Below are 25,312 nucleotides of genomic sequence, written 5' to 3' on the forward strand. Positions count from 1 at the left end.
ACCCATAAGGGCAATCCGCTATAGGAGGAAGAAAGATGAAGAAAGCTATTTTAGCTACCAAAGTCGGAATGACTCAGATCTTCAACGAAGATGGAATGTTAATTCCGGTAACCGTTTTACAGGCTGGTCCATGTGTCGTAACTCAGGTTAAAACAGATGAGAACGACGGATACACAGCAGTTCAGGTTGGCTTCGGCGACATCAGAGAGAAACTGGTGAACAAACCGGAAACAGGCCACTTTGCAAAAGCAGGCGTTGCAGTTAAGAGATTTGTTAAGGAATTCCGTTTCGAGAACGCTGCTGAATATGAAGTAGGACAGGAAATTAAAGCTGATATCTTCGCAGCTGGTGATCACATCGATGCAACAGCTGTTTCTAAAGGTAAAGGCTTCCAGGGTGCAATCAAGAGACATGGACAGTCCAGAGGACCTATGGCTCACGGTTCCAAATATCATCGTCATGCAGGTTCCAATGGTGCTTGTTCCGATCCGAGCAAGGTATTCAAAGGAAAACACATGCCAGGTCATATGGGAAGCGAGCAGGTTACTGTTCAGAATCTTGAGATCGTACGCGTAGATACAGAGAATAACTTACTGTTAGTTAAAGGTGCTGTTCCAGGACCTAAGAAATCCTTGGTTACAATCAAAGAGACAGTAAAGTCCTTATAATAAGAAAGGAGGAGCACACAAATGGCAAACGTAACTGTTTATAATATGGAAGGCAATGAAGTTGGAACAATGGAGCTGAACGATGCAGTATTCGGCGTTGAAGTCAATGAGCATCTTGTTCACCTTGCTGTTGTTCGTCAGCTTGCAAATAAACGCCAGGGTACTCAGAAAGCGAAAACTCGTTCTGAAGTAAGCGGTGGCGGAAGAAAACCTTGGAGACAGAAAGGAACCGGTCATGCTAGACAGGGATCCATCCGTGCTGCACAGTGGACAGGCGGCGGAATCATTTTCGCACCGACTCCAAGAGATTATGAAGTAAAAATGAACAAGAAAGAAAGAAGAGCAGCTCTTAAATCAGCTCTTACTTCTAAAGTTCAGGACAATAAATTCGTAGTTGTTGATAGCCTTGCAATCGCTGAAGCTAAGACAAAAGAAATGCAGAAGGTTCTTACAAACCTGAAAGCAGAGAAAGCTCTTATCGTAACAGCACAGGAAGACAAGAACGTAATCCTTTCTGCAAGAAATATCGAGAACGTACAGACTGTAGCTGCTAACGGCATCAATGTATATGATGTTATGAGCCACGGTACTGTAGTAGTAACTAAAGACGCTGTAGCATCCATCGAGGAGGTATACGCATAATGGCAGATATTAAATATTACGACGTGATCAAAAGACCAGTGATCACTGAAAAATCCATGGCTGCTATGGGTGAGAAGAAATATACTTTCCTTGTTCATCCGGAAGCAAACAAAACTCAGATTAAAGAAGCTGTTGAGAAAATGTTCGATGGAACAAAAGTTAAGAGCGTAAATACCATGAACCTTGATGGTAAGAAAAAACGCCGTGGAATGGTAGTTGGAAAAACTGCTAAATCCAAAAAAGCTATCGTAGCCCTTACAGAGGACAGCAAAGACATCGAAATCTTCGAGGGTCTTTAATTAACAGATAGCAGTTTATACGCAGTCAAAAGCGTGAGAACAAATTTGAAAGGAGAAAAGAAATGGGAATCAAAAGTTATAACCCATATACCCCGTCTAGAAGACATATGACTGGTTCCGACTTCTCTGAGATCACCAAAGTAACTCCAGAGAAATCCCTTACCGTGTCTTTAAAGAAAAACGCTGGACGTAACAACCAGGGTAAGATCACTGTAAGACATCAGGGAGGCGGAAGCCGTAGAAAATATAGAATCATCGACTTCAAGAGAAGAAAAGATGGAATTCCTGCAGTAGTTAAATCTATTGAGTATGATCCAAACAGAACAGCAAATATCGCTCTTATCTGCTATGCAGATGGTGAGAAAGCATACATTCTTGCTCCAGAAGGACTTAAAGTTGGACAGAAAGTTATGAACGGACCGGAAGCTGAAATCCGTGTAGGTAACTGCTTACCGTTAGAGCTTATCCCGGTTGGTACTATGATTCATAACATTGAGCTTCACCCAGGAAAGGGTGGCCAGATGGTTCGTTCCGCTGGTAATGGCGCTCAGCTTATGGCAAAAGAAGGCAAATACGCTACACTTCGTCTCCCATCTGGTGAGATGAGAATGGTTCCGATCATCTGCCGTGCAACAGTTGGTATCATCGGAAACGGTGATCACAACCTGATCAACATCGGTAAAGCTGGTCGTAAGCGTCACATGGGTATCAGACCTACAGTTCGCGGTTCCGTTATGAACCCGAATGACCATCCACATGGTGGTGGAGAGGGCCGCGCTCCGGTTGGACGTCCAGGTCCGTGTACACCTTGGGGCAAACCTGCTCTTGGTCTGAAGACTAGAAAGAAAAACAAAGCGTCCAACAAGCTCATCGTAAGAAGACGCGATGGAAAAGCTTTAAGCAAATAATAAGGAGGATTAAGAATGTCTCGTTCACTGAAAAAAGGACCTTTTGCAGATCAGAGCTTACTTAAAAAAGTAGATGCATTAAACGCTGCAAATGATAAATCCGTAATCAAAACTTGGTCACGCCGTTCCACAATCTTCCCGTCTTTTGTTGGACATACAATCGCTGTCCATGACGGAAGAAAACATGTGCCGGTATATATTACTGAGGATATGGTTGGTCACAAACTTGGTGAGTTTGTTGCTACCAGAACCTACAGAGGACACGGAAAAGACGAAAAGAAATCCGGTGTTCGCTAGTTAGAACTTTTCACCAGGCTGCCTGAACCGCTGAAGCGGAACAGGTAACCGCGTTGTTTACCTGAATATTGAATATGACGAAAGGAGGCACTTTAAAATGGCAAAAGGACATAGAAGCCAGATTAAGAGAGCCAGAAATGAGAATAATAGAGAGACAAGACCGTCTGCAAAATTATCTTATGCAAGAATTTCTGTTCAGAAAGCCTGCTACGTTTTAGATGCAATCCGTGGCAAAGATGTGCAGACAGCACTTGGTATCCTGACATACAACCCAAGATACGCTTCCAGCGTAATCAAAAAGTTACTGGAATCAGCTATTGCTAACGCTGAGAACAATAACGGAATGAACGCAGATAATCTCGTCGTTGCAGCCTGCTATGCAAATAAAGGACCTACAATGAAGAGAATCCAGCCAAGAGCACAGGGTAGAGCTTACAGAATCGAGAAGAGAACAAGCCATATCACCATCGTGCTGGATGAGAAATAAGGAGGATAGACATGGGACAGAAAGTTAACCCACATGGCCTTAGAGTCGGTGTTATCAAGGATTGGGATTCAAGATGGTATGCAGAGAGCGATTTCGCAGACTATCTGGTAGAAGATTACAACATCAGAACATTCCTTAAAAAGAAATTATACAGCGCAGGTGTTTCCAAAATCGAGATTGAGAGAGCATCTGACAGAGTAAAAGTTATCATTTACACAGCTAAACCTGGTATCGTAATCGGTAAAGGCGGCGCTGAGATCGAGAAAGTAAAAGCTGAACTTGCTAAATACACAGACAAGAAGCTTATCGTTGATATTAAAGAAGTTAAGAGACCAGACAGAGACGCTCAGCTTGTTGCAGAGAACATCGCTCTTCAGCTGGAGAACCGTATCTCCTTCAGACGTGCTATGAAATCTACAATGCAGCGTACAATGAAATCTGGAGCAAAGGGAATCAAAACATCCGTATCCGGACGTCTTGGTGGAGCTGATATGGCTCGTACAGAGTTTTACAGCGATGGAACTATTCCGCTTCAGACACTTCGTGCAGACATCGATTATGGTTTCGCAGAAGCAGACACCACATATGGCAAAGTTGGTGTAAAGGCATGGATCTACAATGGTGAGATTCTTCCAACTAAAGGAACTAAGGAAGGGAGCGATAAATAATGTTAATGCCAAAAAGAGTTAAACGTCGTAAACAATTCCGTGGCTCCATGAGAGGAAAAGCCCTTAGAGGTAATCAGATCAATTATGGTGAATTCGGTCTTGTTGCTACCGAGCCTTGCTGGATCAGATCTAATCAGATCGAGGCAGCCCGTGTTGCCATGACCCGTTATATCAAACGTGGTGGTAAGGTTTGGATCAAGATTTTCCCAGATAAACCAGTAACAGCAAAACCAGCAGAAACTCGTATGGGTTCCGGAAAAGGTGCCCTGGAATACTGGGTAGCAGTTGTTAAACCAGGACGTGTTATGTTTGAGATCGCAGGCGTTTCTGAAGAAATCGCTCGTGAGGCATTACGTCTTGCAATGCACAAGTTACCATGTAAATGCAAAATAGTTTCTCGTGCAGAGTTAGAAGGCGGTGATAACAGTGAAAATTAATAAATTCGTAGAAGATTTACAGGCAAAATCAGCTGCAGAATTAAACGAAGAATTAGTAGCTGCTAAGAAAGAACTTTTCAATCTGAGATTTCAGAATGCAACCAATCAATTAGACAATACAGGACGAATCAAAGAGGTTCGTAGAAATATTGCCAGAATCCAGACAGTGATCACTGCGAAAGCTAACGCTTCCAAATAGTGAATTTAGGAGGACATAATCGTGGAAAGAAATCTGAGAAAAACCCGCGTGGGTAAGGTTGTCAGCAATAAGATGGACAAGACCATCGTAGTTGCAATTGAAGACCATGTAAAACATCCTCTTTACAAGAAAATCGTGAAGAGAACATATAAATTAAAAGCTCATGACGAAAACAATGAGTGCAACATCGGTGATACCGTTAAGGTTATGGAGACCAGACCGCTGTCCAAGGATAAGAGATGGAGACTGGTTGAAGTAGTAGAGAGAGTTAAATAAGGAGGATAACCAGTATGATTCAGCAGGAAACAAGACTGAAAGTTGCCGACAACACTGGTGCAAAAGAAATCCTTTGTATCCGTGTTATGGGTGGCTCTACAAGAAGATATGCAAACATCGGCGATACAATCGTTGCTACTGTTAAAGATGCAACACCAGGCGGCGTTGTTAAAAAAGGTGACGTAGTAAAGGCTGTTGTAGTTAGATCCAAAAAAGGCGCTCGTCGTAAAGACGGATCCTATATCCGTTTCGATGAAAATGCTGCCGTAATCATTAAAGACGACTTAACTCCGAGAGGAACACGTATCTTTGGACCAGTTGCCAGAGAGCTTCGTGAGAAGAAATTCATGAAGATCGTTTCCTTAGCTCCGGAAGTATTATAGGAGGGTGCCTAATGTCAGCTATGAAGATTAAAAAAGGTGATACTGTTACAGTAATCGCTGGTAAAGATAAAGGCAAAGAAGGCAAAGTCCTTGCCGTTAATGTAAAAGACAACACCGTATTAGTAGAAAACGTTAATATGGTTACAAAACATACCAAACCATCAGCTGCAAACCAGAATGGTGGAATCATCACAAAAGAGGCTCCGCTTCACATCTCCAACGTAATGCTTATGGCAGATGGAAAAGCTACAAGAGTTGGCTTTAAGATGGATGGTGACAAAAAAGTCCGCGTTGCTAAGGCAACCGGTAAGGTTATCGATTAATTGAGAGAGGAGGCAGACATAAGTGAGTAGATTAAAAGAACTTTACACTAATGAGATCATGGATGCCATGACCAAAAAATTCGGATATAAAAACGTTATGGAAGTGCCAAAACTCGACAAGATCGTAATTAACATGGGTGTTGGTGAAGCCAAAGAGAACGCTAAGCTTCTTGACGCTGCTATTGCAGATATGGAGCTGATCACAGGACAGAAAGCTATTGCAACAAAAGCTAAAAAATCTGTCGCTAACTTCAAAATCAGAGAGGGAATGCCGATCGGATGTAAAGTAACATTAAGAGGCGAGAAGATGTATGAGTTCGCTGATCGTCTGATCAACCTGGCACTTCCACGTGTACGTGACTTCCGTGGTATTAATCCTAACGCATTTGATGGCAGAGGAAACTACGCTCTTGGTATCAAAGAGCAGCTTATCTTCCCAGAAGTTGAGTACGATAAAGTTGACAAAGTAAGAGGTATGGACGTTATCTTCGTTACAACAGCAAAAACTGATGAGGAAGCTCGTGAGTTACTGAAGCTGTTCAACATGCCTTTTGCGAAATAAGTAAAGGAACATTCCAAAGTTGGCCACCGGCTTCCCTGCCGGGGTCAGCAGATCTGATATAGGAGGAACGATTCATGGCTAAGACAGCAATGAAAATCAAACAGCAGCGTCCAGCTAAATTCTCTACAAGAGAATACAGCCGTTGCAGAATTTGTGGACGTCCACATGCATACTTAAGAAAATACGGAATCTGCAGAATCTGCTTCCGTGAGTTAGCTTACAAGGGACAGATCCCGGGAGTTAAAAAGGCTTCCTGGTAAGTTGAGACTGAAAGCAACTTAATGAATGCAAGCCATAAGGCACAGCACAAATTTAGTGCGAATCCCATCCCGAACCTTAACGAGTGCAAGCCGTGAGACGCAGTACGAGTTTCGCCACGGGATGATGTTACACAGGTAACACGTAAATTTATATAAATACACTATGACATGTAAAGTCTGAATATGAGGAGGAAACTAACATGACAATGAGCGATCCAATCGCAGATATGCTTACAAGAATCCGTAACGCAAACACTGCAAAACATGACACAGTAGATGTTCCGGCATCTAAGATGAAAATTGCAATCGCAAACATCCTTGTTGATGAGGGATACATTGCAAAATACGATTTAGTTGAAGATGGTGTTGCTAAAAACATCCATATCACACTGAAATATGGCGAAGACAAAAACGAGAAGATCATCACAGGTTTAAAGAGAATCTCTAAACCAGGTCTTCGTGTTTATGCTGGTAAGGACGAACTTCCGAAGGTTCTTGGAGGACTTGGAATCGCAATCCTTTCCACTAATAAAGGTGTTATCACCGACAAAGAAGCCCGTAAACTTCAGGTAGGCGGCGAGGTTCTTGCATTTGTATGGTAAGCTTCTGCTCCATACATTCAAGAAGTAGACGAAACACTGAAAACAGAGAGGTTGCGAAAACCTCTCCGATAATCTAAGTAAGGAGGACACATAGTATGTCACGTATCGGTAGACTTCCGGTTGCTATTCCGGCAGGAGTAGAAGTAACTGTTGCAGAAGGAAACGTAGTAACCGTAAAAGGACCAAAAGGAACACTTGAGAGAGCGCTTCCAACAGAGATGGAAATCAAAGTTGAAGATGGTCATGTAGTTGTTGCAAGACCAAACGACTTAAAGAAAATGAAATCCCTTCACGGCTTAACAAGAAGCCTTATCCACAACATGGTTGTTGGTGTAAGCGAAGGATACACCAAGACTCTTGAAGTTAACGGTGTTGGTTACAGAGCCGCTAAGCAGGGCAAGAAGCTTACTTTAAACCTTGGATATTCTCACCCGGTAGAAATGGAAGATCCGGAAGGTATTGAGACCAAAGTAGACGGTAACAAGATTATCGTTTCCGGTATCAGCAAGGAAAAAGTTGGACAGTTTGCAGCTGAGATCAGAGATAAGAGAAGACCTGAGCCATACAAGGGCAAAGGTATCAAGTATGATACTGAGGTTATCAGACGCAAAGTTGGTAAGACTGGTAAGAAATAATTAAGGAGAGTGAGAAAATGGTTAATAAAGCATCTAGAGCGGAAATTCGCGAGAAAAAGCATAGAAGATTACGTCATCATTTAAATGGCACTGCAACAACTCCGCGTCTTGCAGTATTTCGTTCCAATAAACACATGTATGCACAGATTATCGATGACACCGTTGGAAAGACTTTAGTATCTGCTTCTACTCTTCAGAAAGAAGTAAAAGCACAGCTTGAGAACACCGACGATGTTGCAGCAGCAGCATATCTTGGCACTGTAATCGGTAAGAAGGCAGTGGAAGCCGGCATCGAGGAAGTTGTTTTTGACAGAGGTGGATACATTTACCACGGTAAAGTAAAAGCACTGGCAGACGCAGCAAGAGAAGCTGGACTGAAATTCTAATAAGGAGGAGCGAAACACATGAAACGTAATCTTATTGATGCTAGTCAGTTAGAGTTAGAAGATAAAGTAGTATCAATCAAGCGTGTTACCAAGGTTGTTAAAGGTGGTCGTAACTTCCGTTTCACAGCTTTAGTTGTTGTAGGTGACGGCAATGGACACGTTGGTGCAGGACTTGGAAAGGCAGCCGAAATTCCGGAAGCTATCCGCAAAGGAAAAGAGGACGCTATTAAGAAATTAGTAACCGTAGCAAGAGATGAGAATGGTTCCATTACACATGACTTCGTAGGTTCTTACGGAAGCGCTTCCATGCTTCTTAAGAGAGCTCCAGAAGGTACTGGAGTTATTGCCGGCGGCCCGGCTCGTGCCGTTATCGAGTTAGCTGGTATCAAAAACATCCGTACAAAATGTATGGGATCCAGAAATAAGCAGAATGTTGTTCTTGCAACCATCGAAGGCTTAAGACAGTTAAAAACTCCGGAAGAAGTTGCAAAACTTCGTGGAAAATCTGTTGATGAGATTCTGGCTTAAGGAGGAATATTAAAATGGCAAATACATTAAAAGTTACTTTAGTAAAATCTCCGATTGGCGCAGTTCCGAAGCACAAACTTACTGTTAAGGCAATGGGTCTTACCAAAATGCACAAAACAGTTGAGATGCCAGACAATGCGGCAACAAGAGGAATGATTCAGCAGGTACAGCACCTGGTAAAAGTAGAAGAAGCATAATTACAAAAAGGAGGTGCCATAATGGAATTATCAAACTTAAGACCAGCTGAGGGTTCTAAGCACAGCGATAATTTTAGAAGAGGCCGTGGACATGGTTCAGGAAACGGCAAAACAGCCGGTAAAGGCCATAAAGGACAGTTAGCACGTTCCGGACACAAGAAACCGGGATTTGAAGGTGGACAGATGCCTTTATACAGACGTCTGCCTAAGAGAGGATTCACAAACAGAAACTCTAAAGAGATCATTGCAATCAACGTTGACGTTCTGAACCGTTTTGAGGATGGGGCAGAGGTTACAGTTGAGAGCTTACTTGCAAGCAGTGCAATTTCCAAAGCTGGAGACGGCGTTAAAATCCTTGGAAACGGCGAGCTTACCAAGAAACTTACAGTTAAGGTTAACGCTGTAAGTGAGACTGCAAAGTCTAAAATCGAAGCAGCAGGTGGTACAGTAGAGCTGATCTAATAGAGGTGATCAAATGTTTGAAACTCTCAAAAACGTTTTCAGAGTAAAAGAGATGAGACGTAAACTCCTCTATGTTTTATGGATGATCTTAGTCATCCGTATTGGATCACAGCTTCCCGTTCCGGGAGTCAACAGCGATTTCTTTAAAGAGTGGTTTGCTAAAAACACTGGTGACGCATTCAATTTCTTTGATGCATTCACCGGTGGCTCATTTACCCAGATGTCAATCTTTGCATTGAACATCACACCATACATTACATCCTCCATTATCATGCAGCTTCTTACAATTGCCATCCCGGCACTGGAAGAGATGCAGAGAGATGGAGAAGAGGGCAGAAAGAAAATTACTGCCATTACCCGTTATGTAACTGTTGGTCTTGCGTTGTTTGAGTCTGTGGCAATGGCAATCGGTTTTGGTCGCCAGGGTCTGATCCCGAACATGAACTTCTTTAAGGGTGTTACTGTAGTTGCTTGTCTTACAGCTGGTTCTGCCATGCTGATGTGGATTGGTGAGCGTATTACGGAGAAGGGTGTTGGAAATGGTATTTCCATTGTCCTGACCGTTAACATCGTTTCCCGTGTCCCAAGTGATTTATCCCTTCTTTATGAGAACTTCATCAAAGGAAAAACAATTGCAAAAGGATTGCTTGCAGGAGTTATCATTCTTGCGATCATCGTTGTCATGGTGGTATTCGTACTGATCCTCAACGGTGCAGAGAGAAGAATTCCTGTTCAGTATTCCAGAAAAATGGTTGGCAGAAAACTGATGGGTGGTCAGACTACCAATATACCGCTGAAAGTTAATACCGCTGGTGTTATTCCGGTTATCTTTGCTTCCTCAATTATGTCCTTCCCGGGCGTAATCGCACAGCTTGCAGGAAAGGCAAATGGAACCGGCATCGGCAGTGAGATTATTCGAGGATTATCATCCAATAACTGGTGTAATCCAAGTCAGCTACAGTATAGCTGGGGACTGCTTCTGTATATTGTACTTTGCGTATTCTTCGCATATTTCTACACTTCCATCACATTCAACCCGCTGGAAGTTGCAGACAATATCAAAAAGCAGGGTGGTTTCATTCCTGGTATCCGTCCAGGAAAACCAACGTCAGACTATTTGACTAAAATCTTAAATTATATTATATTTATAGGTGCAGTAGGCCTGATTATTGTTGCGGTTATTCCGTTCTTCTTTAATGGAGTATTCGGAGCAAACGTATCCTTCGGTGGTACCTCCATCATCATTATTGTTGGAGTTATTCTGGAGACTGTGAAACAGATTGAATCACAGATGCTTGTCCGCAATTACAAAGGCTTCCTGAACAACTAAAAGAATAAAGGTTGTGGTGCTTATGCGTCACAGCCTTAATTCGTAGTATGAGAAAATGGAGGGGCTTTTTATGAGAATTATCATGTTAGGTGCACCAGGCGCAGGTAAAGGAACCCAGGCAAAGAAGATCGCTGAAAAATACGGTATTCCGCACATTTCCACAGGTGACATTTTCCGTGCAAACATTAAGAATGGAACAGAGCTTGGAAAGAAAGCAAAAACTTATATGGATCAGGGACTGCTTGTACCGGATGAACTTACCTGTGACCTTGTTGTGGACAGAATCCAGCAGCCGGATGCCAAGAACGGCTATGTACTGGATGGTTTCCCAAGAACAATCCCACAGGCAGAATGCCTTACCGATGCTTTAAGCAAGCTGGGAAGCAAGATTGATTATGCTATTGATGTTGATGTTCCGGATGAGAATATCGTGAACCGTATGGGCGGAAGACGTGCATGCGTAAAATGTGGTGCAACTTATCACGTTGTATTTGCAGCTCCGAAGACAGAGGGCGTTTGCGATACATGTGGTGAGGAGCTTGTACTTCGTGACGATGACAAGCCGGAAACTGTACAGAAACGTCTGAACGTATATCATGAGCAGACTCAGCCGCTTATCGACTACTATACAGGTCAGGGTGTACTGAAAACTGTAGATGGCACCAAGAACTTAGAAGAAGTATTTGGTGATATTGTGAAGATCCTTGGCGAATAGAATAGAGGATAAGAAGTAATGTCAGTTTCAATAAAAACAGAATACGAAATTGAACTTATGAGGGAGTCCGGACATCTTCTGGAAAAGGTCCATGACGGACTGATCCCTTATATCAAACCAGGAATGAGCACAAAGGAGATTGACCGTATCGGTGAGGATATGATCCGTTCCATGGGCTGCATTCCAAACTTTCTAAATTATGGAGGCTTTCCTGGCTCCTTCTGCATCAGCCTGAATGATGAAGTGGTCCACGGAATTCCTTCGGAGGACAAAATTATCCAGGATGGTGATCTGGTAAAGATTGACGCAGGTCTGATCTACAAAGGATATCATTCTGATGCGGCCCGTACTTATGCAGTGGGAGAAGTTTCCAAAGAAGCCAGACAGCTTATGGATGTAACCAGGCAGTGCTTCTTTGAAGGAATAAAATTCGCGAAAGCTGGAAATCATCTCAATGATATTTCCAAAGCAATCGGAGCGTATGCGGCAAAATACCGTTATGGTATTGTACGAGATCTGGTTGGACATGGGATTGGTACCCATCTTCACGAGGATCCGCAGATTCCCAACTTCCCACAGAAACGCAGGGGAGTGAAATTACTTCCAGGCATGACACTTGCCATTGAGCCTATGATCAACATGGGCAGGGCAGATGTATGCTGGCTGGATGACGAATGGACAGTGGTGACCATGGATGGTTCCCTTTCCGCACATTATGAGAACACCATACTGATTACAGATGGCGAACCGGAGATTCTGACACTCACAAAGTTTTAAAAGAAAGTCAGGGGGCAAAGCGCTGCACCTGACATAGAATAGGACCATTAAGGCGATACAGGAGGTATAAAATGTCAAAAGTAGATGTACTTGAAGTAGAAGGCACTGTTTTAGAGAAGCTGCCAAACGCAATGTTTAAAGTGGAACTTGAGAACAAGCATGTTGTACTTGCCCACATCAGCGGCAAGCTGCGCATGAATTTTATCCGTATTCTCCCAGGAGATAAAGTAACAATGGAGCTTTCCCCATATGATCTTTCCAAAGGAAGAATCATCTGGAGAGATAAATAATCGTTATTCGTTAATAAGTTAATAAACTGAATTCGAATAAATGAAACAGGACTCCTGCAGCTGGGAATTTAGATTTACCGGTGCAGGAGTTTTTTCTATTATACAGGGCTGTTAAAATAAATGGGTCCGTTAAAAAAATACAAAAATGTAAAAAAAATTTAAAAAACTGCTTGCTTTTTGTAGACCATAATGCTACAATACAATGCGGACGCGCTTGTACGTGTGTATAACTGCGCCCTAAACTGCAGATTTTAATGCTATATTTTACGGAAGGAGGATTTCCAGTGAAAGTAAGATCATCTGTAAAACCGATCTGCGAGAAATGCAAGGTCATTAAAAGAAAAGGTTCTATCAGAATTATCTGTGAGAATCCAAAACACAAACAGCGTCAGGGTTGATTAATCCCTTGTTTGTGAATGCGGCTGCAGGTGAAACACCCGGCTGGGTTGTATCATCTGACATATAATGAACTAAGCATGTATTGCCTAATACCGGAGGCAACGTTGGCCCGTTGGCCGCAAATTTCGGAAAGGCTGCGAATCGCCAAAAGCAGCTGGGTGTTATACCGAGGCACCCCAATTAGGAACTAAGAATTAAGAAAGAATGCGTATGGATGCATCCCATTTCACCTTGTATCTGATACAAGTGATGTACGAAGACGCAGAACTTTCAGTAAAGAAAATGGAGGAAACAGTACATGGCTCGTATAGCTGGTGTAGACTTACCAAGAGAGAAAAGAATCGAAATCGGTCTTACCTATATTTATGGTATCGGAAGACCAAGTGCAGACAAAATCCTTGCTCAGGCAAATGTAAATCCTGACACACGTGTCAGAGACCTGACTGATGATGAAGTTAAGAGACTTCAGGCTGTCATTGATGAGACAATGATGGTAGAAGGTGATCTTCGTAGAGAAATCGCCCTGAACATTAAGAGACTGCAGGAAATCGGATGCTACAGAGGAATCCGTCATCGTAAAGGACTTCCGGTTCGTGGCCAGAAGACCAAGACCAATGCCAGAACACGCAAGGGTCCGAAGAGAACAGTAGCAAATAAAAAGAAATAATTCATTATCCTAACTATAAATTATAATTTGATTAAGGAAAGCGTAGGTTAGTTTTAAAATGGCAAAAACAACTAAAAAAGCGACAACAAAACGTCGTGTCAAGAAAAACGTTGAACACGGACAGGCACATATCCAGTCTTCTTTTAACAACACAATTGTTACTCTGACTGACAACGAAGGAAACGCTCTTTCATGGGCAAGTGCCGGCGGTCTGGGATTTAGAGGTTCAAGGAAATCTACCCCTTATGCAGCACAGATGGCAGCTGAGACTGCAACAAAGGCTGCTTTAATTCATGGATTAAAAACAGTAGACGTTATGGTTAAAGGACCAGGATCAGGTCGTGAGGCTGCTATCCGTGCCCTTCAGGCATGCGGTCTTGAAGTAACAAGTATCCGTGACGTAACTCCGGTTCCGCACAACGGATGCCGTCCACCAAAACGTAGAAGAGTCTAATTGAATTAGGAGGTAAGCCAAGATGGCAGTAGATAGAACACCGGTCCTGAAAAGATGTAGATCCCTTGGAATGGATCCAATTTATTTAGGAATTGACAAAAAATCCACAAGACAGTTAAAACGTGCAAACCGTAAAGTATCTGAGTACGGTCTTCAGTTAAAAGAAAAACAGAAAGCTAAATTCATTTATGGCGTTCTGGAGAAACCTTTCCGTAACTATTATAAGAAAGCAGATAGAATGAAAGGTCAGACAGGTGAGAACCTGATGATCATGCTTGAGACAAGACTTGACAACGTTCTTTTCCGCATGGGATTTGCAAGAACAAGAAAAGAAGCTCGTCAGATCGTTGATCACAAGCACGTTCTTGTAAACGGAAAATGCGTTAATATTCCTTCTTATCTTGTAAAAGCTGGCGACAGCATCGAGATCAAAGAGAAATGCAAAGGTTCTGAGAGATACAAAGGAATCCTGGAAGTAACAGGCGGAAGACTTGTTCCGAACTGGCTTGAGGCTGATCAGGAGAACCTTAAGGGCGTTGTAAAAGAGCTTCCTACAAGAGAAGAAATCGACGTTCCTGTAAATGAGATGCTTATCGTCGAGTTGTACTCCAAATAATAAGCCCTGATAATACCCTCAATTGCATACAACCCAGAAGGAGGGAAATATATAGTGTTTGATTTTAATAAACCAAAAATCGAAATTACCGAGATATCTGAAGATAAGAAATTTGGAAGATTCGTTGTAGAGCCTCTTGAAAGAGGTTACGGTACTACACTTGGCAATTCTCTTAGAAGAATTATGCTGTCCTCCCTGCCGGGAGCTGCAGTAAGCCAGGTTAAGATCGATGGTGTTCTTCATGAATTCAGCTCTATTCCTGGAGTAAAAGAAGACGTGACTGAGATCATCATGAATCTTAAGAGTCTTGCAATCAAGAATAACAGTGCTGACAATGAGCCAAAGACCGCATACATTGAGTGCGAGGGCAAAGGCGTTGTAACAGCTGCTGATATTCAGGCTGACCAGGATATCGAGATTATGAATCCAGATCAGGTAATCGCTACCTTAAACGGTGGTAAGGACTGCAGACTTGCAATGGAACTTACCATTACAAAAGGCCGTGGTTATGTGAGCGCGGATAAGGGCAAATCAGATGACATGCCAATCGGTGTAATTGCAGTTGATGCAATCTACAGCCCGGTTGAGAGAGTCAATATGGTTGTGCAGAATACACGTGTAGGTCAGGTAACAGACTTTGATAAGCTGACACTTGATGTATACACAAATGGCACGCTGGATCCTGATGAGGCAGTAAGCCTTGCAGCAAAGGTATTAAGCGAGCATTTAAGCCTTTTCATTGACCTTTCTGAGAATGCAAAGACCGCTGAGGTTATGATCGAGAAAGAAGACAATGAGAAAGAGAAAGTTCTTGAAATGAGCATTGATGAGCTTGAGCTTTCAGTTCGTTCTTACAACTGTCTGAAGAGAGCTGGCATCAATACTGTTGAGGAGCTTTGCAATAAGACTTCTGACGACATGATGAAAGTACGTAATCTTGGACGTAAGTCTTTAGAGGAAGTACTTGCCAAGTTGAAAGAGCTGGGCTTACAGCTTCAGCCAACAGAAGAGTAAGATAACCATAAAGGTATGGCGTAAGATTATTACAGTGGGGATTTGCTAAGCAGCAGCCCAGTAAGACCGAACAAGCGTGGACTGCTGTCCCACAGATGGAGGAAAATTAAATGGCAAAATATAGAAAATTAAGCAGAACAGCTGACCAGAGAAAAGCTCTGTTAAGAAACCAGGTTACAAATCTGTTATACAATGGAAAAATTGTTACAACAGAAGCTAAAGCTAAAGAGATCCGCAAGATTGCTGAAGGCCTTGTAGCTATGGCTGTTCGCGAGAAAGACAACTTTGAGACTGTTACTGTAACAGCTAAAGTTGCAAGAAAAGACGCTGAAGGCAAGAGAGTGAAAGAAGTTGTAGACGGTAAGAAGAAAACTGTTTACGATGAAGTTGAGAAGCAGATCACAAAAGATGCTCCATCCAGACTTCACGCTCGTCGTCAGATGATGAAAGTGTTCTACCCGGTTAAAGAAGTTCCGGCTAAGGGCGCTGGCAAGAAGAAAAACACCAAAGATGTAGATATGGTTAAGAAGATGTTCGAGGAAATCGCACCAAAATACGCTAACCGTAACGGTGGATACACCAGAATCGTTAAGATTGGACAGCGTAAAGGTGATGGCGCTATGGAAGTGCTCATCGAGCTGGTTTAATCCGAAACAGAATTACTGATCATAAGAAAAGAGATATTTACGTTTCGTAGATATCTCTTTTTTCTTAATTTAGGGATACCAATGTGAGAAAGTTACTTTTATTAATAGAAATTTGTTTGTTAGCCTGGCTTTTGACAGGCTCCGCCCGGTACGAAGCGAAAAAAGAAATTCCAGTGAATACACCGGAATTTGACTGGGAAAATTATAATATTATAACGCATGCTCTGGGTGGGATTGACGGTCTCACATACTTAAATTCCAGAGAAAGCTTTATCAATTATTATGATAAAGGATGCCGTCTGTTTGAGGTGGATCTGACGCAGACCAGTGATGGAGTTTGGGTGTGCCGCCATAACTGGAAAGAATCTCTAGGACAATGGGAAGGAAAAGAACGAAAAGTTCTATCCTCAGAAGAATTTTTAAATACGCCTATATATGGGAAATACACACCTATGACCTTTGAAGACCTTCTGAAACTGCTGGATGAATATCCGGATGCATTTGTAATGATAGATTCCAAACAATATTCTGTCCGCAATTACCAGCGTACTCTTGAGGATTATGCACAGTATAGGGAAATCTCTATAAAAGCTGGCATCGAGCATACGCTTAGACAGATCATCCCGGAAATATATAATTCAGCCATGTATCCTGGAACAGCACTTTTGTATAGATTTCCTGCATATATTTATTCTTTGTGGCAGGAATATACCACAGAAGAATTGAATGATATTGCAGAATTCTGTCAAACCAATAAAATTATGGCTGTAACCATTTATCGTGACTACTGGTCCGAAGAAGTGCAGAAAATTTTTGACGAACGGGACATTTTGGTATATATTTATACCATAAATGACAAAGAGGAAGCCAGAAGATATTTGGCGAATGGGGCGCAAGGTGTCTGTACAGATGTACTGATCGCAGATAACCTGAATTAAGCTGCACTGTCTAATTATATAACATACGAAAATAATACTTGAAAAGGACTGCCATTCATTGGCTCATTCATAATTGCTTTTTGGGCTTTACCCTGTGAATAGTAGTGAAAAAGGATTAAATACACATGAAAATCAGAACAATGGCTGCTGTTTTTGCAGCGAAATCTGCAGGCTTTATCTGCAGGAAAATGGGACGCCAGGGAGTGACCTGGGCGGGCAAGATCGCATTAAAGATCAATCCTGACATCCTGGAAGATCTTTCTTCTCAGGTACGGAAGAAAATATTTGTAACCTGTGGAACCAACGGTAAGACAACCACCAACAACATGCTCTGTGCCGCCCTTGAAAAAGAAGGGCAGAAAGTAGTCTGCAATCACACCGGTTCTAACATGTTAAACGGTGTTGTAGCAGCCTTTGTGCTGGCTGCCGGACCTACAGGCAGGCTGGACGCAGATTACGCCTGCATTGAAGTAGACGAGGCTTCTACCCGCCATGTATTTCCAGGTTTGAAGCCGGACTACATGCTTCTGACCAATTTGTTCCGCGACCAGCTGGACCGCTACGGTGAAATTGATATTACCATGAACATTCTGGAAGAGATGATCCGCACAGTACCGAAAATGCAGGTAATCGTAAATGCAGATGATGCGCTTTCGGCGTATCTTGCTATGGACAGCGGCAATCCGTACATCACATATGGAATCAGTAAGCCTGTCCAGAAGAGCGCGGCAAACGAGATACGGGAAGGCCGTTTTTGTAAAAAGTGTGGTGCCAGGCTGGAATACAGTTTTTACCACTATAGTCAGCTGGGAGATTACAAGTGCCCATCCTGTGGCTTTGCAAGACCGGAAATCAAATATGATGCCCATGATGTAAAGGTTGGTGACCAGCTGTCCTTTCAGGTGGAGGATAAGCACCTTACAGCCAATTACAAAGGCTTCTATAATGTATACAATATTCTTGCTGCCTATGCCGGGCTCCGTACAGCTGGATTTTCCGGAGAGCATTTCCAGAATATGCTTCAGAAATTCAATCCGGAAAATGGCCGTATGGAACAGTTCCGCATTAAAGGCACTGGTGTTATGCTGAACCTTGCAAAGAATCCTGCCGGTTTCAATCAGAATATTTCCGCAGTTATGCAGGATAAAACACAGAAAGATATTATTATCACCATCAACGACAATGCACAGGATGGAACAGATATTTCCTGGCTCTGGGATGTGGATTTTGACCTTCTGGGCGATGCGAGTGTTCATTCCATTACAGTCAGCGGTATCCGTTGCCAGGATATGCGCCTTCGAATGAAATATGTGGACATTCCGGTTATGCTTGAGGAAAATGTAGAAACAGCGATCCGAAAAAGGATTGAAGACGGCGTAGGCAATCTCTACGTTCTGGTTAACTACACTGCATTATTCAGCACTCATAATATTCTTAAGAAAATGGAGGGAGAAAAGGAATGAAACTGACAATCGGACATTTATATCCTGATCTCCTGAACCTGTATGGAGACAGAGGAAATATCCAGTGCCTTATGAGACGCTGTCAGTGGCGTGGAATTGAGGCAGAGACCATTGCTTTTGAACTGGGGGACAAGATTGATTTTTCCAGATTGGATATTGTGCTCCTGGGCGGTGGTTCCGACAGGGAGCAGATGCTGGTTTGTGAGAAGCTGAAGGAAATTCAGCCGGATTTTAAGAAATATGTGGAAGATGGAGGCGTAGTTATCGCTATCTGCGGTGGTTACCAGCTTCTTGGAAAATATTATAAGACAGATCAGGGAACCATTACAGGGCTTGACCTGGTAGACCTTTACACCGAACAGGGAGAGGGACGTCTGATCAGCAATATTGTGCTGAAAAGTGACCTTTTTGATATGCCTGTGGTTGGATTTGAGAACCATGGAGGAAGAACCTGCATTAATAACTGCAAGCCTCTGGGAAAAGTACTCTATGGCTCTGGAAATGATGGAAAAACAGGCTATGAGGGTGTGGTTTACAAGAATGTGATCGGAACGTACCTTCACGGTCCGCTTCTTCCTAAGAACCCGCAGCTGGCAGACTGGCTGATCGCACATGCCCTTGAGCAGAAATATGGAAAGGAAGTCCGGCTTGAGCCGCTGGATGATACAGAAGAGAAGGCTGCAAATGATTACGTATATCATCGTTTTGTAAAAGAGAACTGATACAAACAAGCTCCATAGCCTGTTTGAAAAATTATTCCTGCCTTGCAGAAAGCCTTTTTCAAACACGCTCTGGGATATGTACAGATAAAAATAAGGGGAACGATATGGCAAAAGGAATCAATCAAAAAGGGAAAATCCTTTATCTTGAAAAAATACTGAGAGAGACCAGTGAAACACATCCGTGCACTATGCAGGAAATTATCGGAAAACTTCAGGAAAACGGAGTCAGTGCTGAGCGAAAAAGTATTTATGACGATATGGAAGTGCTGAGAAGCTTTGGCATGGACATTAAGTTTAAAAGAGGAAAGTATACCGGATATTATGTTACCGGAGAGGCTGCCTCTGAAAGCGTAAGTGCAGCTATTACCGAAAAGAATGGTGCAAATCCGCAAAACTCTGCTCCAAATAGTGTTGGAGCAGAGACTGAGGGGAGTGTATTTTCCAGCGAGGCTCATAAAAAAGCAAAAAATTCCTGGCTGCTTCCACCGTCAGATTCTGAGGATGATAAACCAGTGAGACTTCTTTGCAGAAACAAGAAAAAGAAAGAAGTCATGGCAGCACTTGGAAATTATGCCCAGTACAAGGAGAAAGAAGAGGATACTTTCGTTGCTGCAGTACAGGTGGATGAGACTCCTGAGTTTTACGGATGGCTTACAGGCATGGGGAAAGATGTAATCCTCATGAAGCCTAAGAAGTCAGTTCAGGCTTACCGTGATTACCTAAAGGGAATCCTGAAAGAATATAAGTAAGAATGCTTTTTGAAAAAGCTTGAAAATAGAGAATAATATGAAGTTACATAGAAAGGGATTTTTATGAAAAAGCAAATTGCAGGACTTCTTACCGGACTTCTGGTGTGCAGTGCTTTTCTCACAGGCTGCGGTAAAAATGAAGCCACCGAGGCTGTAAAAGAGAGCGTTGAGGACGAAAATGAGGGCACTGGAGACACGAAGGACGCTGACAGCAAAAAGGATACGAATAAAAAGTCCGATAAACAGGACAGTGATAAAAGGGATGAAAATTCAGAAGAAAGTGAGACTACTGAAGTACCGGAGGAAAATCTTGATAAGGTTGGGGTGTTGCTTCCGGAAGAGGGAGAGGATATCAACAGCAGTCTGGAGCGAACAGAACTGAAATCCCGTCTGGAAGGGGCCGGTTATGAAGCTGCTATGTATTTTGCCGGGGACGATTCTGATACCCAGGCAGAACAGATCAGGGAGCTTCTTCAGGATGAGAAACTGAAAGCACTGGTAATTTCACCTGTTGATCCATATGGTCTTACAGATGTACTGGAAGAGGCTTCCGAGCTCTCAATTCCGGTGATTGATTATGACAATCTGATCATGGATACGCCCAACGTGAAATATTTTGTCACTTTTAATATGCGGGCAATTGGAAAAGAGATTGCCAAAAATATTGTAGAGAAAGAAGAACTGGATAAAGTCCGGGAAGACAGAGGTGCCCGTACCATAGAGTTTCTTATGGGCTCTCCGGATGATGACGCTTCGTTATTCCTGTTTAATGGAATAATGGAGGTTCTGCAGGAGTATATTGACGATGGTACCCTGATCTGCCGTTCCGGCCGTGTGACTTTTGATGAAACCAGCATTATGGATCAGAATACAGATACTGCGAAAAAGCAGCTGAAATCTGAGATAGACGAATTTTATTCTCTGGAGAAAACTCCGGATATTATCTGCACTGCTTCTGATGATTTTGCGCTGGCAGCTCTGGAGCTTCTGAAAAAAGAGCAGCTCCAGCCAGGTGATGAGAACTGGCCGCTGATCACAGGGGTAAATGCAGATGCAGATGCTGTTAAAAGTGTGGCAGAAGAAAAAATCGGTTTCACGGTCATGCTGGATCGCCGGGATCTGGCAGAAGGCCTGACGAAGCTGGTGGAAACCTACCTGAATGGGGATGACGTTGATATCAATAATTATTCCCAGTATGATAATGGTGTGAAGATCATTGGAACGGTTACCTGTGATGGAAAGCTGATCGATAAGGATAATTATCAGATTCTTGTGGATAATGGATTCTATCTGGCAGAAATGATCGCGCCGGAAGCCTCTCCTACGCCTGTTCCAGAGGAAGTAAGTCCGACACCGGAAGTGACAGTGACGCCGGAGGCGAGTCTTACACCGGAAGGTGGTGAGCCTGAGGAAAAGAGTCAGGTAACCTCAAAGGATGAGCCTGAAGTGAGCACAGAAGAAGTTCCGGCTGTAAAGGATGGAGAAAACCAGGAGAGCAATAGCAAGCTGCAGAGTAGTGGAAAAGCATAAAACGTAAGTAAAATGAAAATACCAGTAATCGTTTGGTGATTACTGGTATTTATGCTCCTAAAAAATTAATCGCGGAAGGTCAGGGAATCATCTGTCATGGAATCAATGATAGCCAGAGATTCCAGACGGACACCCATATCGCGGATCTGCTGTCCGCCGTGCTGGAAGCCCTTCTCGATTACGATTCCAGCACCTTCAAGAGTAGCTCCGGATTTCTTTACAATATCGATCAGTCCGAGAAGAGCACAGCCATTTGCAAGGAAATCATCAATAAGAAGTACGTGATCCTCCGGACCAAGGAACTTCTTGGAAATAATAACATCATAAACCTTCTTATGGGTAAAGGATTCAATCTTGGTGCAGTACATCTCGCCGTCCAGGTTTACACTCTGGGATTTCTTGGCAAATACTACAGGAACATGAAAATACTGTGCTGCAATACAGGCAATGCCAATACCGGAAGCTTCAATAGTGAGGATTTTGGTGATGGGGCAGTCTGAGAAACGCGCCTTAAACTCCTTACCAATCTCATTGATCAGGTCGATGTCCATCTGGTGGTTCAGGAAACTGTCTACCTTTAATATATTGCCTGGTTTCACAACTCCATCTTTCAGAATACGTTCTTTTAAAAGCTGCATGGCTATATCTCCTTTTCGCTTCATGTCGTTTCGATTTTAGTATTTCTATGATACGACATTCTCTGAAGAAGTTCAATTATTTTTGACAAAAAAGTACAAAATATCTATAATGAAATTAATTTATGGAAAAAGGATTAGCTTTATTGTGAAAAACATCTGCAGTCAACCGGATAAACAGTAATGCAAATGCGGGAGATGACAAAGGAGCAGATAGTTTTACAAAAAAGAGCAGGTGAGAATATGAAAGAGTATGAAGTAATCTGGGAAATTTTCAATAAATGTCCAAGGAATCAGATGAGGGATGTATTTGTAGATGAGGTGGAAATAGAAGATCCGGAAGAATATATAAAGAATAAATTTAAGGGAAAAGAAGTAACCTATGAGAAGACGGTTCTGGAAGATGGCACCATCATATTTGACATCCAGACCTCCCAGATCAAACAGAGATGTTCCTTTACGGAAATATAAGCTGCAGGTCACAAAGCGGATCTTAAGCTACTGCTTACAACAGGCTCTAAGGCATATTTTTTAATACAATCATCAGAAATAGTGCATATTTAAGGGAAGTATGTTATAATAAACGGACGTGCTTCAAAAGAATTACACCAGTCAGAAACCATCCATAGAACACTGTTTGATATGCGAAATGGTTGGCAAATACAGGAGGATGACATGATAGAAGAACAGTTAGAGAACCACCTGCATGAAGGCGGGGAAGAGCATATGCATACCCATGTTCTGGAAGATGGCACCACTGTCATGCATTCCCATGGAGAACACGGACATCACCACAGTCATGCACAAACCAAGGCTGTACTGAACCGGCTTTCCCGTGCAATCGGGCACCTGGAATCCATCAAACGTATGGTGGAAGACGGCCGAGACTGCAGCGAAGTGCTGATCCAGCTTTCCGCAGTGAAATCTGCTATTAATAATACGGGCAAGATTATTTTACAGGATCACATTGAACACTGTATTGTGGATGCGGTAGAGCATGGAGACAAGGACGCTATCAAGGAACTGGAACGTGCAATTGACAGGTTTATGAAATAAATAAGGAAAAAGGAGATAGATAAAAATGGCAAAAGAATGTGACAGCAAGACTTGCGACAAATCAAGCTGTGAAGGCTGTGCCAGCAAGAAAAATCCGCAGAGCATGCAGGCTGCAATGAATGCAATGTCCAATGTAAAGCATGTGATCGGTATTGTAAGTGGTAAAGGCGGCGTTGGAAAATCCTTCGTGACAGCATCTCTTGCAAACAGAATGGCAAAGAAAGGCTATAAAGTAGGAATCCTTGACGCAGACATTACCGGACCATCCATCCCGAAAATGTACGGCCTGAAAGGCGCTGCCCAGGCAAACGACAGCGGTATTTTCCCTATGGAGACCAAAAATGGAATCAAGGTTATGTCCATTAACCTGCTTCTTCCAACTGAGGACACTCCGGTAATCTGGCGGGGACCGATCCTTGGCAATATGGTAAAACAGTTCTGGACAGATGTTATCTGGGGTGATGTAGATTACCTGTTCGTAGATATGCCACCAGGAACAGGAGACGTTCCGCTGACTGTATTCCAGTCCCTTCCGATTCAGGGAATCGTGATCGTAACCTCTCCACAGGATCTTGTAAGCATGATCGTGAAGAAGGCATACAATATGGCTGGAATGATGAAGGTGCCGGTTCTGGGCCTTGTAGAGAACTACAGTTATGTGAAATGTCCAGACTGCGGCAAAGAACTGAAAGTATTCGGCGAAAGCCACATTGACGAGATTGCCGCATCCCTGAACGTCCCGGTTCTTGGCAAAATGCCAATCGACCCGGCCTATGCAGCCAAGGTTGACGAGGGCGCCTTTGATGAGATCGATAATCCGTATATTGAAGCAGCAGATGGGGTTCTGCCACAGTAAGAGGCTGAGAGCACTATAGAAAATCACACAAATTGTGGCGAACATTTTGCAAAAAAAGATTCTGTGTAAAAACAAGATTGTAATATCCTGTTTTTACCAGAATCTTTTTCTTTTCATTATTTCTTACTGCGGTAAGCCTCTGCTTCCCAATGGGTAATGAAATAAGTGATCTCATCTGTCATCTGAAGCGGACCGCCGAAGCTTTCTGCATAGACAGCAAGCTTGATGGCATCCTTAGCCAGAAGCTGGGCCTTGGCAGCTTTCCCCTTGTCATCTTCCATAATAAATGCACCAACGCCCTGAACCAGGATCAGTCTTGGTTCTTTATCATTTTCAGCCATAAATGCGTCCAGTGCTTCCTTTGCCTGATCAATGTTTTCAACAAATAAGGGATATGGACCGCAATATACAATGTGATCAGGGGTGAATGGTTTCAGAAGCGGTGCGGCAGCTTCTATATTTTTTACAAAATTATCTGCCTCAGCAGCCGGTACAACCTCTACAGCATGTCCGAGCAGCTGGGAAAGCTTCTGTGCAGCAGCCTCTTTTTCAGGAGTAACAGCATCACTGACGTCAGCTGTTCGTTTTACCTGTTTTTCAAGGGTGGAGATCACGCCATCAAATAAAACACCAATCTCTTCTACGGTATTTGCAGCTACAAAAATACCGTGATTCTGAAGCAGAAGAACCTGCACATCTTTTCCAAATTCTTCTTTATAAGCGTTCATTTTCTCATAACAGATACGTGCAAGTGTGTATCCTGGTTTACAGATGTCGATCCAGAGAACCTCTTTACCAAGGAGCTGTTCGGACAGTGCCTTTGCGCCATTGCCGCAGGTGAGACCGTTTACAAGAGTAGGATGAACATGCAGTACATAGGTATATGCAAATAAATTGTGGAGTAATGCTTCCACGCTTGGACGCTTGGTCTTATCTGCATCGGTCACTGCAGCCATTACATCTGCAAGATAGGCAGCTTCACGCTCAGTGTCATTTCCCGGATATTCTGTTTTCATGATCTCATTGAGACGGGCGCGGCTCATCTCAACGAATTCCTCCGCTTTAATAGTGGCAAGCTGTGTACCAGAGCCCTTTACATACAGTGTGGTTTCATCTTTGACAGAAGTATTTCCACCGCCTGCAAGAACGTAAGCTGGATTGCTTCCGTAAGTGTTTGACATTTTTACCAAAGTTGAAAGATCCATAAAATTTAATACCTCCCATTGTTTTTTCAT

General features: G+C 42.9%; 40 protein-coding genes. 38 read left to right on the plus strand and 2 right to left on the minus strand.

Annotation, left to right across the window (positions count from 1 at the left end):
- The first annotated feature begins 35 nt into the window (after window positions 1–35).
- The 35 genes from rplC to LIQ05_RS11990 all read left to right on the plus strand — a co-directional run bounded on the left by rplC (window position 36) and on the right by LIQ05_RS11990 (window position 21,530).
- The gene (rplC, locus tag LIQ05_RS11820) at window positions 36–668 is read left to right on the plus strand and encodes a 50S ribosomal protein L3 (RefSeq protein WP_117852520.1); all 633 of its coding nucleotides are present in this window, start codon (window positions 36–38) and stop codon (window positions 666–668) included.
- Between the two features lie 21 nt (window positions 669–689).
- Complete coding sequence (gene rplD, locus LIQ05_RS11825; protein ID WP_226820857.1) at window positions 690–1,310, plus strand: 50S ribosomal protein L4; 621 nt, start codon at window positions 690–692, stop codon at window positions 1,308–1,310.
- Window positions 1,310–1,609: a 50S ribosomal protein L23 gene (gene rplW / locus LIQ05_RS11830; protein ID WP_226820859.1), complete on the plus strand. Its 300-nt coding sequence runs from the start codon at window positions 1,310–1,312 to the stop codon at window positions 1,607–1,609. Before rplD ends, rplW begins: the two co-directional genes overlap by 1 nt.
- Before the next feature lie 62 nt (window positions 1,610–1,671).
- Window positions 1,672–2,517: a 50S ribosomal protein L2 gene (gene rplB, locus LIQ05_RS11835; protein ID WP_226820861.1), complete on the plus strand. Its 846-nt coding sequence runs from the start codon at window positions 1,672–1,674 to the stop codon at window positions 2,515–2,517.
- 15 nt (window positions 2,518–2,532) lie between these two features.
- Window positions 2,533–2,814: a 30S ribosomal protein S19 gene (rpsS, locus tag LIQ05_RS11840; protein WP_015526921.1), complete on the plus strand. Its 282-nt coding sequence runs from the start codon at window positions 2,533–2,535 to the stop codon at window positions 2,812–2,814.
- A 97-nt stretch (window positions 2,815–2,911) separates the two neighbouring features.
- On the plus strand, window positions 2,912–3,301 hold the full coding sequence (rplV, locus tag LIQ05_RS11845) for a 50S ribosomal protein L22 (RefSeq protein ID WP_117852663.1): 390 nt from the start codon (window positions 2,912–2,914) through the stop codon (window positions 3,299–3,301).
- An 11-nt stretch (window positions 3,302–3,312) separates the two neighbouring features.
- Window positions 3,313–3,969 carry a 30S ribosomal protein S3 gene (gene rpsC / locus LIQ05_RS11850; protein WP_117852529.1) on the plus strand — a complete coding sequence of 219 codons (657 nt, stop codon included), beginning with the start codon at window positions 3,313–3,315 and terminating at the stop codon, window positions 3,967–3,969.
- A complete protein-coding gene (gene rplP / locus LIQ05_RS11855; RefSeq protein ID WP_117852531.1) occupies window positions 3,969–4,406 on the plus strand; it encodes a 50S ribosomal protein L16 in 438 nt (145 codons plus the stop codon). The genes rpsC and rplP overlap by 1 nt, the downstream gene beginning before the upstream one ends.
- On the plus strand, window positions 4,396–4,605 hold the full coding sequence (gene rpmC / locus LIQ05_RS11860; protein ID WP_118581208.1) for a 50S ribosomal protein L29: 210 nt from the start codon (window positions 4,396–4,398) through the stop codon (window positions 4,603–4,605). The genes rplP and rpmC overlap by 11 nt, the downstream gene beginning before the upstream one ends.
- An 18-nt stretch (window positions 4,606–4,623) precedes the next feature.
- Complete coding sequence (gene rpsQ / locus LIQ05_RS11865; protein WP_117852536.1) at window positions 4,624–4,881, plus strand: 30S ribosomal protein S17; 258 nt, start codon at window positions 4,624–4,626, stop codon at window positions 4,879–4,881.
- Window positions 4,882–4,895: 14 nt separating this feature from the next.
- Window positions 4,896–5,264: a 50S ribosomal protein L14 gene (gene rplN, locus LIQ05_RS11870; RefSeq protein ID WP_022067326.1), complete on the plus strand. Its 369-nt coding sequence runs from the start codon at window positions 4,896–4,898 to the stop codon at window positions 5,262–5,264.
- 11 nt (window positions 5,265–5,275) lie between these two features.
- Window positions 5,276–5,587 carry a 50S ribosomal protein L24 gene (gene rplX, locus LIQ05_RS11875; protein WP_118581205.1) on the plus strand — a complete coding sequence of 104 codons (312 nt, stop codon included), beginning with the start codon at window positions 5,276–5,278 and terminating at the stop codon, window positions 5,585–5,587.
- 22 nt (window positions 5,588–5,609) lie between these two features.
- On the plus strand, window positions 5,610–6,149 hold the full coding sequence (gene rplE, locus LIQ05_RS11880; RefSeq protein ID WP_226820863.1) for a 50S ribosomal protein L5: 540 nt from the start codon (window positions 5,610–5,612) through the stop codon (window positions 6,147–6,149).
- A 74-nt stretch (window positions 6,150–6,223) separates the two neighbouring features.
- On the plus strand, window positions 6,224–6,409 hold the full coding sequence (locus LIQ05_RS11885) for a type Z 30S ribosomal protein S14 (protein WP_117852543.1): 186 nt from the start codon (window positions 6,224–6,226) through the stop codon (window positions 6,407–6,409).
- 200 nt (window positions 6,410–6,609) lie between these two features.
- On the plus strand, window positions 6,610–7,011 hold the full coding sequence (gene rpsH, locus LIQ05_RS11890; protein ID WP_117852545.1) for a 30S ribosomal protein S8: 402 nt from the start codon (window positions 6,610–6,612) through the stop codon (window positions 7,009–7,011).
- A gap of 95 nt (window positions 7,012–7,106) precedes the next feature.
- A complete protein-coding gene (gene rplF / locus LIQ05_RS11895) occupies window positions 7,107–7,646 on the plus strand; it encodes a 50S ribosomal protein L6 (protein WP_178732035.1) in 540 nt (179 codons plus the stop codon).
- A gap of 17 nt (window positions 7,647–7,663) precedes the next feature.
- The gene (gene rplR / locus LIQ05_RS11900; RefSeq protein WP_226820865.1) at window positions 7,664–8,032 is read left to right on the plus strand and encodes a 50S ribosomal protein L18; all 369 of its coding nucleotides are present in this window, start codon (window positions 7,664–7,666) and stop codon (window positions 8,030–8,032) included.
- An 18-nt stretch (window positions 8,033–8,050) separates the two neighbouring features.
- Entirely contained in the window at window positions 8,051–8,560 is a 510-nt protein-coding gene (gene rpsE / locus LIQ05_RS11905) for a 30S ribosomal protein S5 (protein WP_117852552.1), read from the plus strand.
- Between the two features lie 14 nt (window positions 8,561–8,574).
- Window positions 8,575–8,757, plus strand: coding sequence for a 50S ribosomal protein L30 (rpmD, locus tag LIQ05_RS11910; RefSeq protein ID WP_117852555.1), 183 nt, complete (start codon window positions 8,575–8,577; stop codon window positions 8,755–8,757).
- 21 nt (window positions 8,758–8,778) lie between these two features.
- Window positions 8,779–9,219 carry a 50S ribosomal protein L15 gene (gene rplO / locus LIQ05_RS11915; protein WP_118581190.1) on the plus strand — a complete coding sequence of 147 codons (441 nt, stop codon included), beginning with the start codon at window positions 8,779–8,781 and terminating at the stop codon, window positions 9,217–9,219.
- A gap of 13 nt (window positions 9,220–9,232) precedes the next feature.
- Window positions 9,233–10,549: a preprotein translocase subunit SecY gene (secY, locus tag LIQ05_RS11920; protein ID WP_226820867.1), complete on the plus strand. Its 1,317-nt coding sequence runs from the start codon at window positions 9,233–9,235 to the stop codon at window positions 10,547–10,549.
- 70 nt (window positions 10,550–10,619) lie between these two features.
- Window positions 10,620–11,264, plus strand: a complete 645-nt coding sequence (locus LIQ05_RS11925) for an adenylate kinase (RefSeq protein WP_226820869.1) — start codon at window positions 10,620–10,622, stop codon at window positions 11,262–11,264.
- Window positions 11,265–11,282: 18 nt separating this feature from the next.
- Window positions 11,283–12,041, plus strand: coding sequence for a type I methionyl aminopeptidase (map, locus tag LIQ05_RS11930; RefSeq protein ID WP_226820871.1), 759 nt, complete (start codon window positions 11,283–11,285; stop codon window positions 12,039–12,041).
- 71 nt (window positions 12,042–12,112) lie between these two features.
- On the plus strand, window positions 12,113–12,331 hold the full coding sequence (gene infA / locus LIQ05_RS11935; RefSeq protein ID WP_117852566.1) for a translation initiation factor IF-1: 219 nt from the start codon (window positions 12,113–12,115) through the stop codon (window positions 12,329–12,331).
- 284 nt (window positions 12,332–12,615) lie between these two features.
- Window positions 12,616–12,729, plus strand: a complete 114-nt coding sequence (rpmJ, locus tag LIQ05_RS11940) for a 50S ribosomal protein L36 (protein WP_003022746.1) — start codon at window positions 12,616–12,618, stop codon at window positions 12,727–12,729.
- A gap of 299 nt (window positions 12,730–13,028) precedes the next feature.
- A complete protein-coding gene (gene rpsM / locus LIQ05_RS11945) occupies window positions 13,029–13,397 on the plus strand; it encodes a 30S ribosomal protein S13 (protein ID WP_117852568.1) in 369 nt (122 codons plus the stop codon).
- Between the two features lie 58 nt (window positions 13,398–13,455).
- Entirely contained in the window at window positions 13,456–13,851 is a 396-nt protein-coding gene (gene rpsK / locus LIQ05_RS11950) for a 30S ribosomal protein S11 (RefSeq protein WP_117852570.1), read from the plus strand.
- 22 nt (window positions 13,852–13,873) lie between these two features.
- Complete coding sequence (gene rpsD / locus LIQ05_RS11955; protein WP_118581181.1) at window positions 13,874–14,467, plus strand: 30S ribosomal protein S4; 594 nt, start codon at window positions 13,874–13,876, stop codon at window positions 14,465–14,467.
- A 54-nt stretch (window positions 14,468–14,521) separates the two neighbouring features.
- Window positions 14,522–15,481: a DNA-directed RNA polymerase subunit alpha gene (locus tag LIQ05_RS11960; protein WP_118581178.1), complete on the plus strand. Its 960-nt coding sequence runs from the start codon at window positions 14,522–14,524 to the stop codon at window positions 15,479–15,481.
- A 110-nt stretch (window positions 15,482–15,591) separates the two neighbouring features.
- Window positions 15,592–16,128, plus strand: a complete 537-nt coding sequence (locus LIQ05_RS11965) for a bL17 family ribosomal protein (protein WP_118581175.1) — start codon at window positions 15,592–15,594, stop codon at window positions 16,126–16,128.
- 83 nt (window positions 16,129–16,211) lie between these two features.
- Window positions 16,212–17,066, plus strand: a complete 855-nt coding sequence (locus tag LIQ05_RS11970) for a phosphatidylinositol-specific phospholipase C/glycerophosphodiester phosphodiesterase family protein (protein ID WP_226820873.1) — start codon at window positions 16,212–16,214, stop codon at window positions 17,064–17,066.
- 125 nt (window positions 17,067–17,191) lie between these two features.
- Entirely contained in the window at window positions 17,192–18,529 is a 1,338-nt protein-coding gene (locus LIQ05_RS11975; protein WP_226820875.1) for a Mur ligase family protein, read from the plus strand.
- Window positions 18,526–19,251, plus strand: a complete 726-nt coding sequence (locus tag LIQ05_RS11980; protein ID WP_226820877.1) for a type 1 glutamine amidotransferase — start codon at window positions 18,526–18,528, stop codon at window positions 19,249–19,251. The genes LIQ05_RS11975 and LIQ05_RS11980 overlap by 4 nt, the downstream gene beginning before the upstream one ends.
- 104 nt (window positions 19,252–19,355) lie before the next feature.
- Complete coding sequence (locus tag LIQ05_RS11985; RefSeq protein ID WP_226820879.1) at window positions 19,356–20,000, plus strand: WYL domain-containing protein; 645 nt, start codon at window positions 19,356–19,358, stop codon at window positions 19,998–20,000.
- A 63-nt stretch (window positions 20,001–20,063) separates the two neighbouring features.
- Window positions 20,064–21,530: a sugar-binding protein gene (locus LIQ05_RS11990; protein WP_226820881.1), complete on the plus strand. Its 1,467-nt coding sequence runs from the start codon at window positions 20,064–20,066 to the stop codon at window positions 21,528–21,530.
- A 65-nt stretch (window positions 21,531–21,595) separates the two neighbouring features.
- Here the strand turns inward: LIQ05_RS11990 and LIQ05_RS11995 are convergent, their stop codons facing one another.
- Window positions 21,596–22,168: a xanthine phosphoribosyltransferase gene (locus LIQ05_RS11995; RefSeq protein WP_148461635.1), complete on the minus strand. Its 573-nt coding sequence runs from the start codon at window positions 22,166–22,168 to the stop codon at window positions 21,596–21,598.
- A gap of 240 nt (window positions 22,169–22,408) precedes the next feature.
- On the opposite strand from LIQ05_RS11995, the gene LIQ05_RS12000 reads away from it, so the two are divergent.
- From LIQ05_RS12000 to LIQ05_RS12010, 3 genes are all read left to right on the plus strand, one after another.
- Entirely contained in the window at window positions 22,409–22,636 is a 228-nt protein-coding gene (locus tag LIQ05_RS12000; RefSeq protein ID WP_173716315.1) for a hypothetical protein, read from the plus strand.
- A 204-nt stretch (window positions 22,637–22,840) separates the two neighbouring features.
- A complete protein-coding gene (locus LIQ05_RS12005; protein WP_226820883.1) occupies window positions 22,841–23,221 on the plus strand; it encodes a metal-sensing transcriptional repressor in 381 nt (126 codons plus the stop codon).
- Between the two features lie 25 nt (window positions 23,222–23,246).
- Entirely contained in the window at window positions 23,247–24,077 is an 831-nt protein-coding gene (locus tag LIQ05_RS12010; RefSeq protein ID WP_118581151.1) for an Mrp/NBP35 family ATP-binding protein, read from the plus strand.
- Between the two features lie 116 nt (window positions 24,078–24,193).
- Here LIQ05_RS12010 and LIQ05_RS12015 read toward each other — a convergent pair whose 3' ends face one another.
- Window positions 24,194–25,282 (minus strand): class II aldolase/adducin family protein, encoded by a 1,089-nt coding sequence (locus tag LIQ05_RS12015; RefSeq protein ID WP_118581148.1) that lies wholly within the window; start codon window positions 25,280–25,282, stop codon window positions 24,194–24,196.
- Between the last annotated feature and the right edge of the window lie 30 nt (window positions 25,283–25,312).

Source organism: Blautia glucerasea (assembly GCF_020537505.1).
In the GTDB taxonomy this organism is placed as follows: Bacteria; Bacillota; Clostridia; order Lachnospirales; family Lachnospiraceae; genus Blautia_A.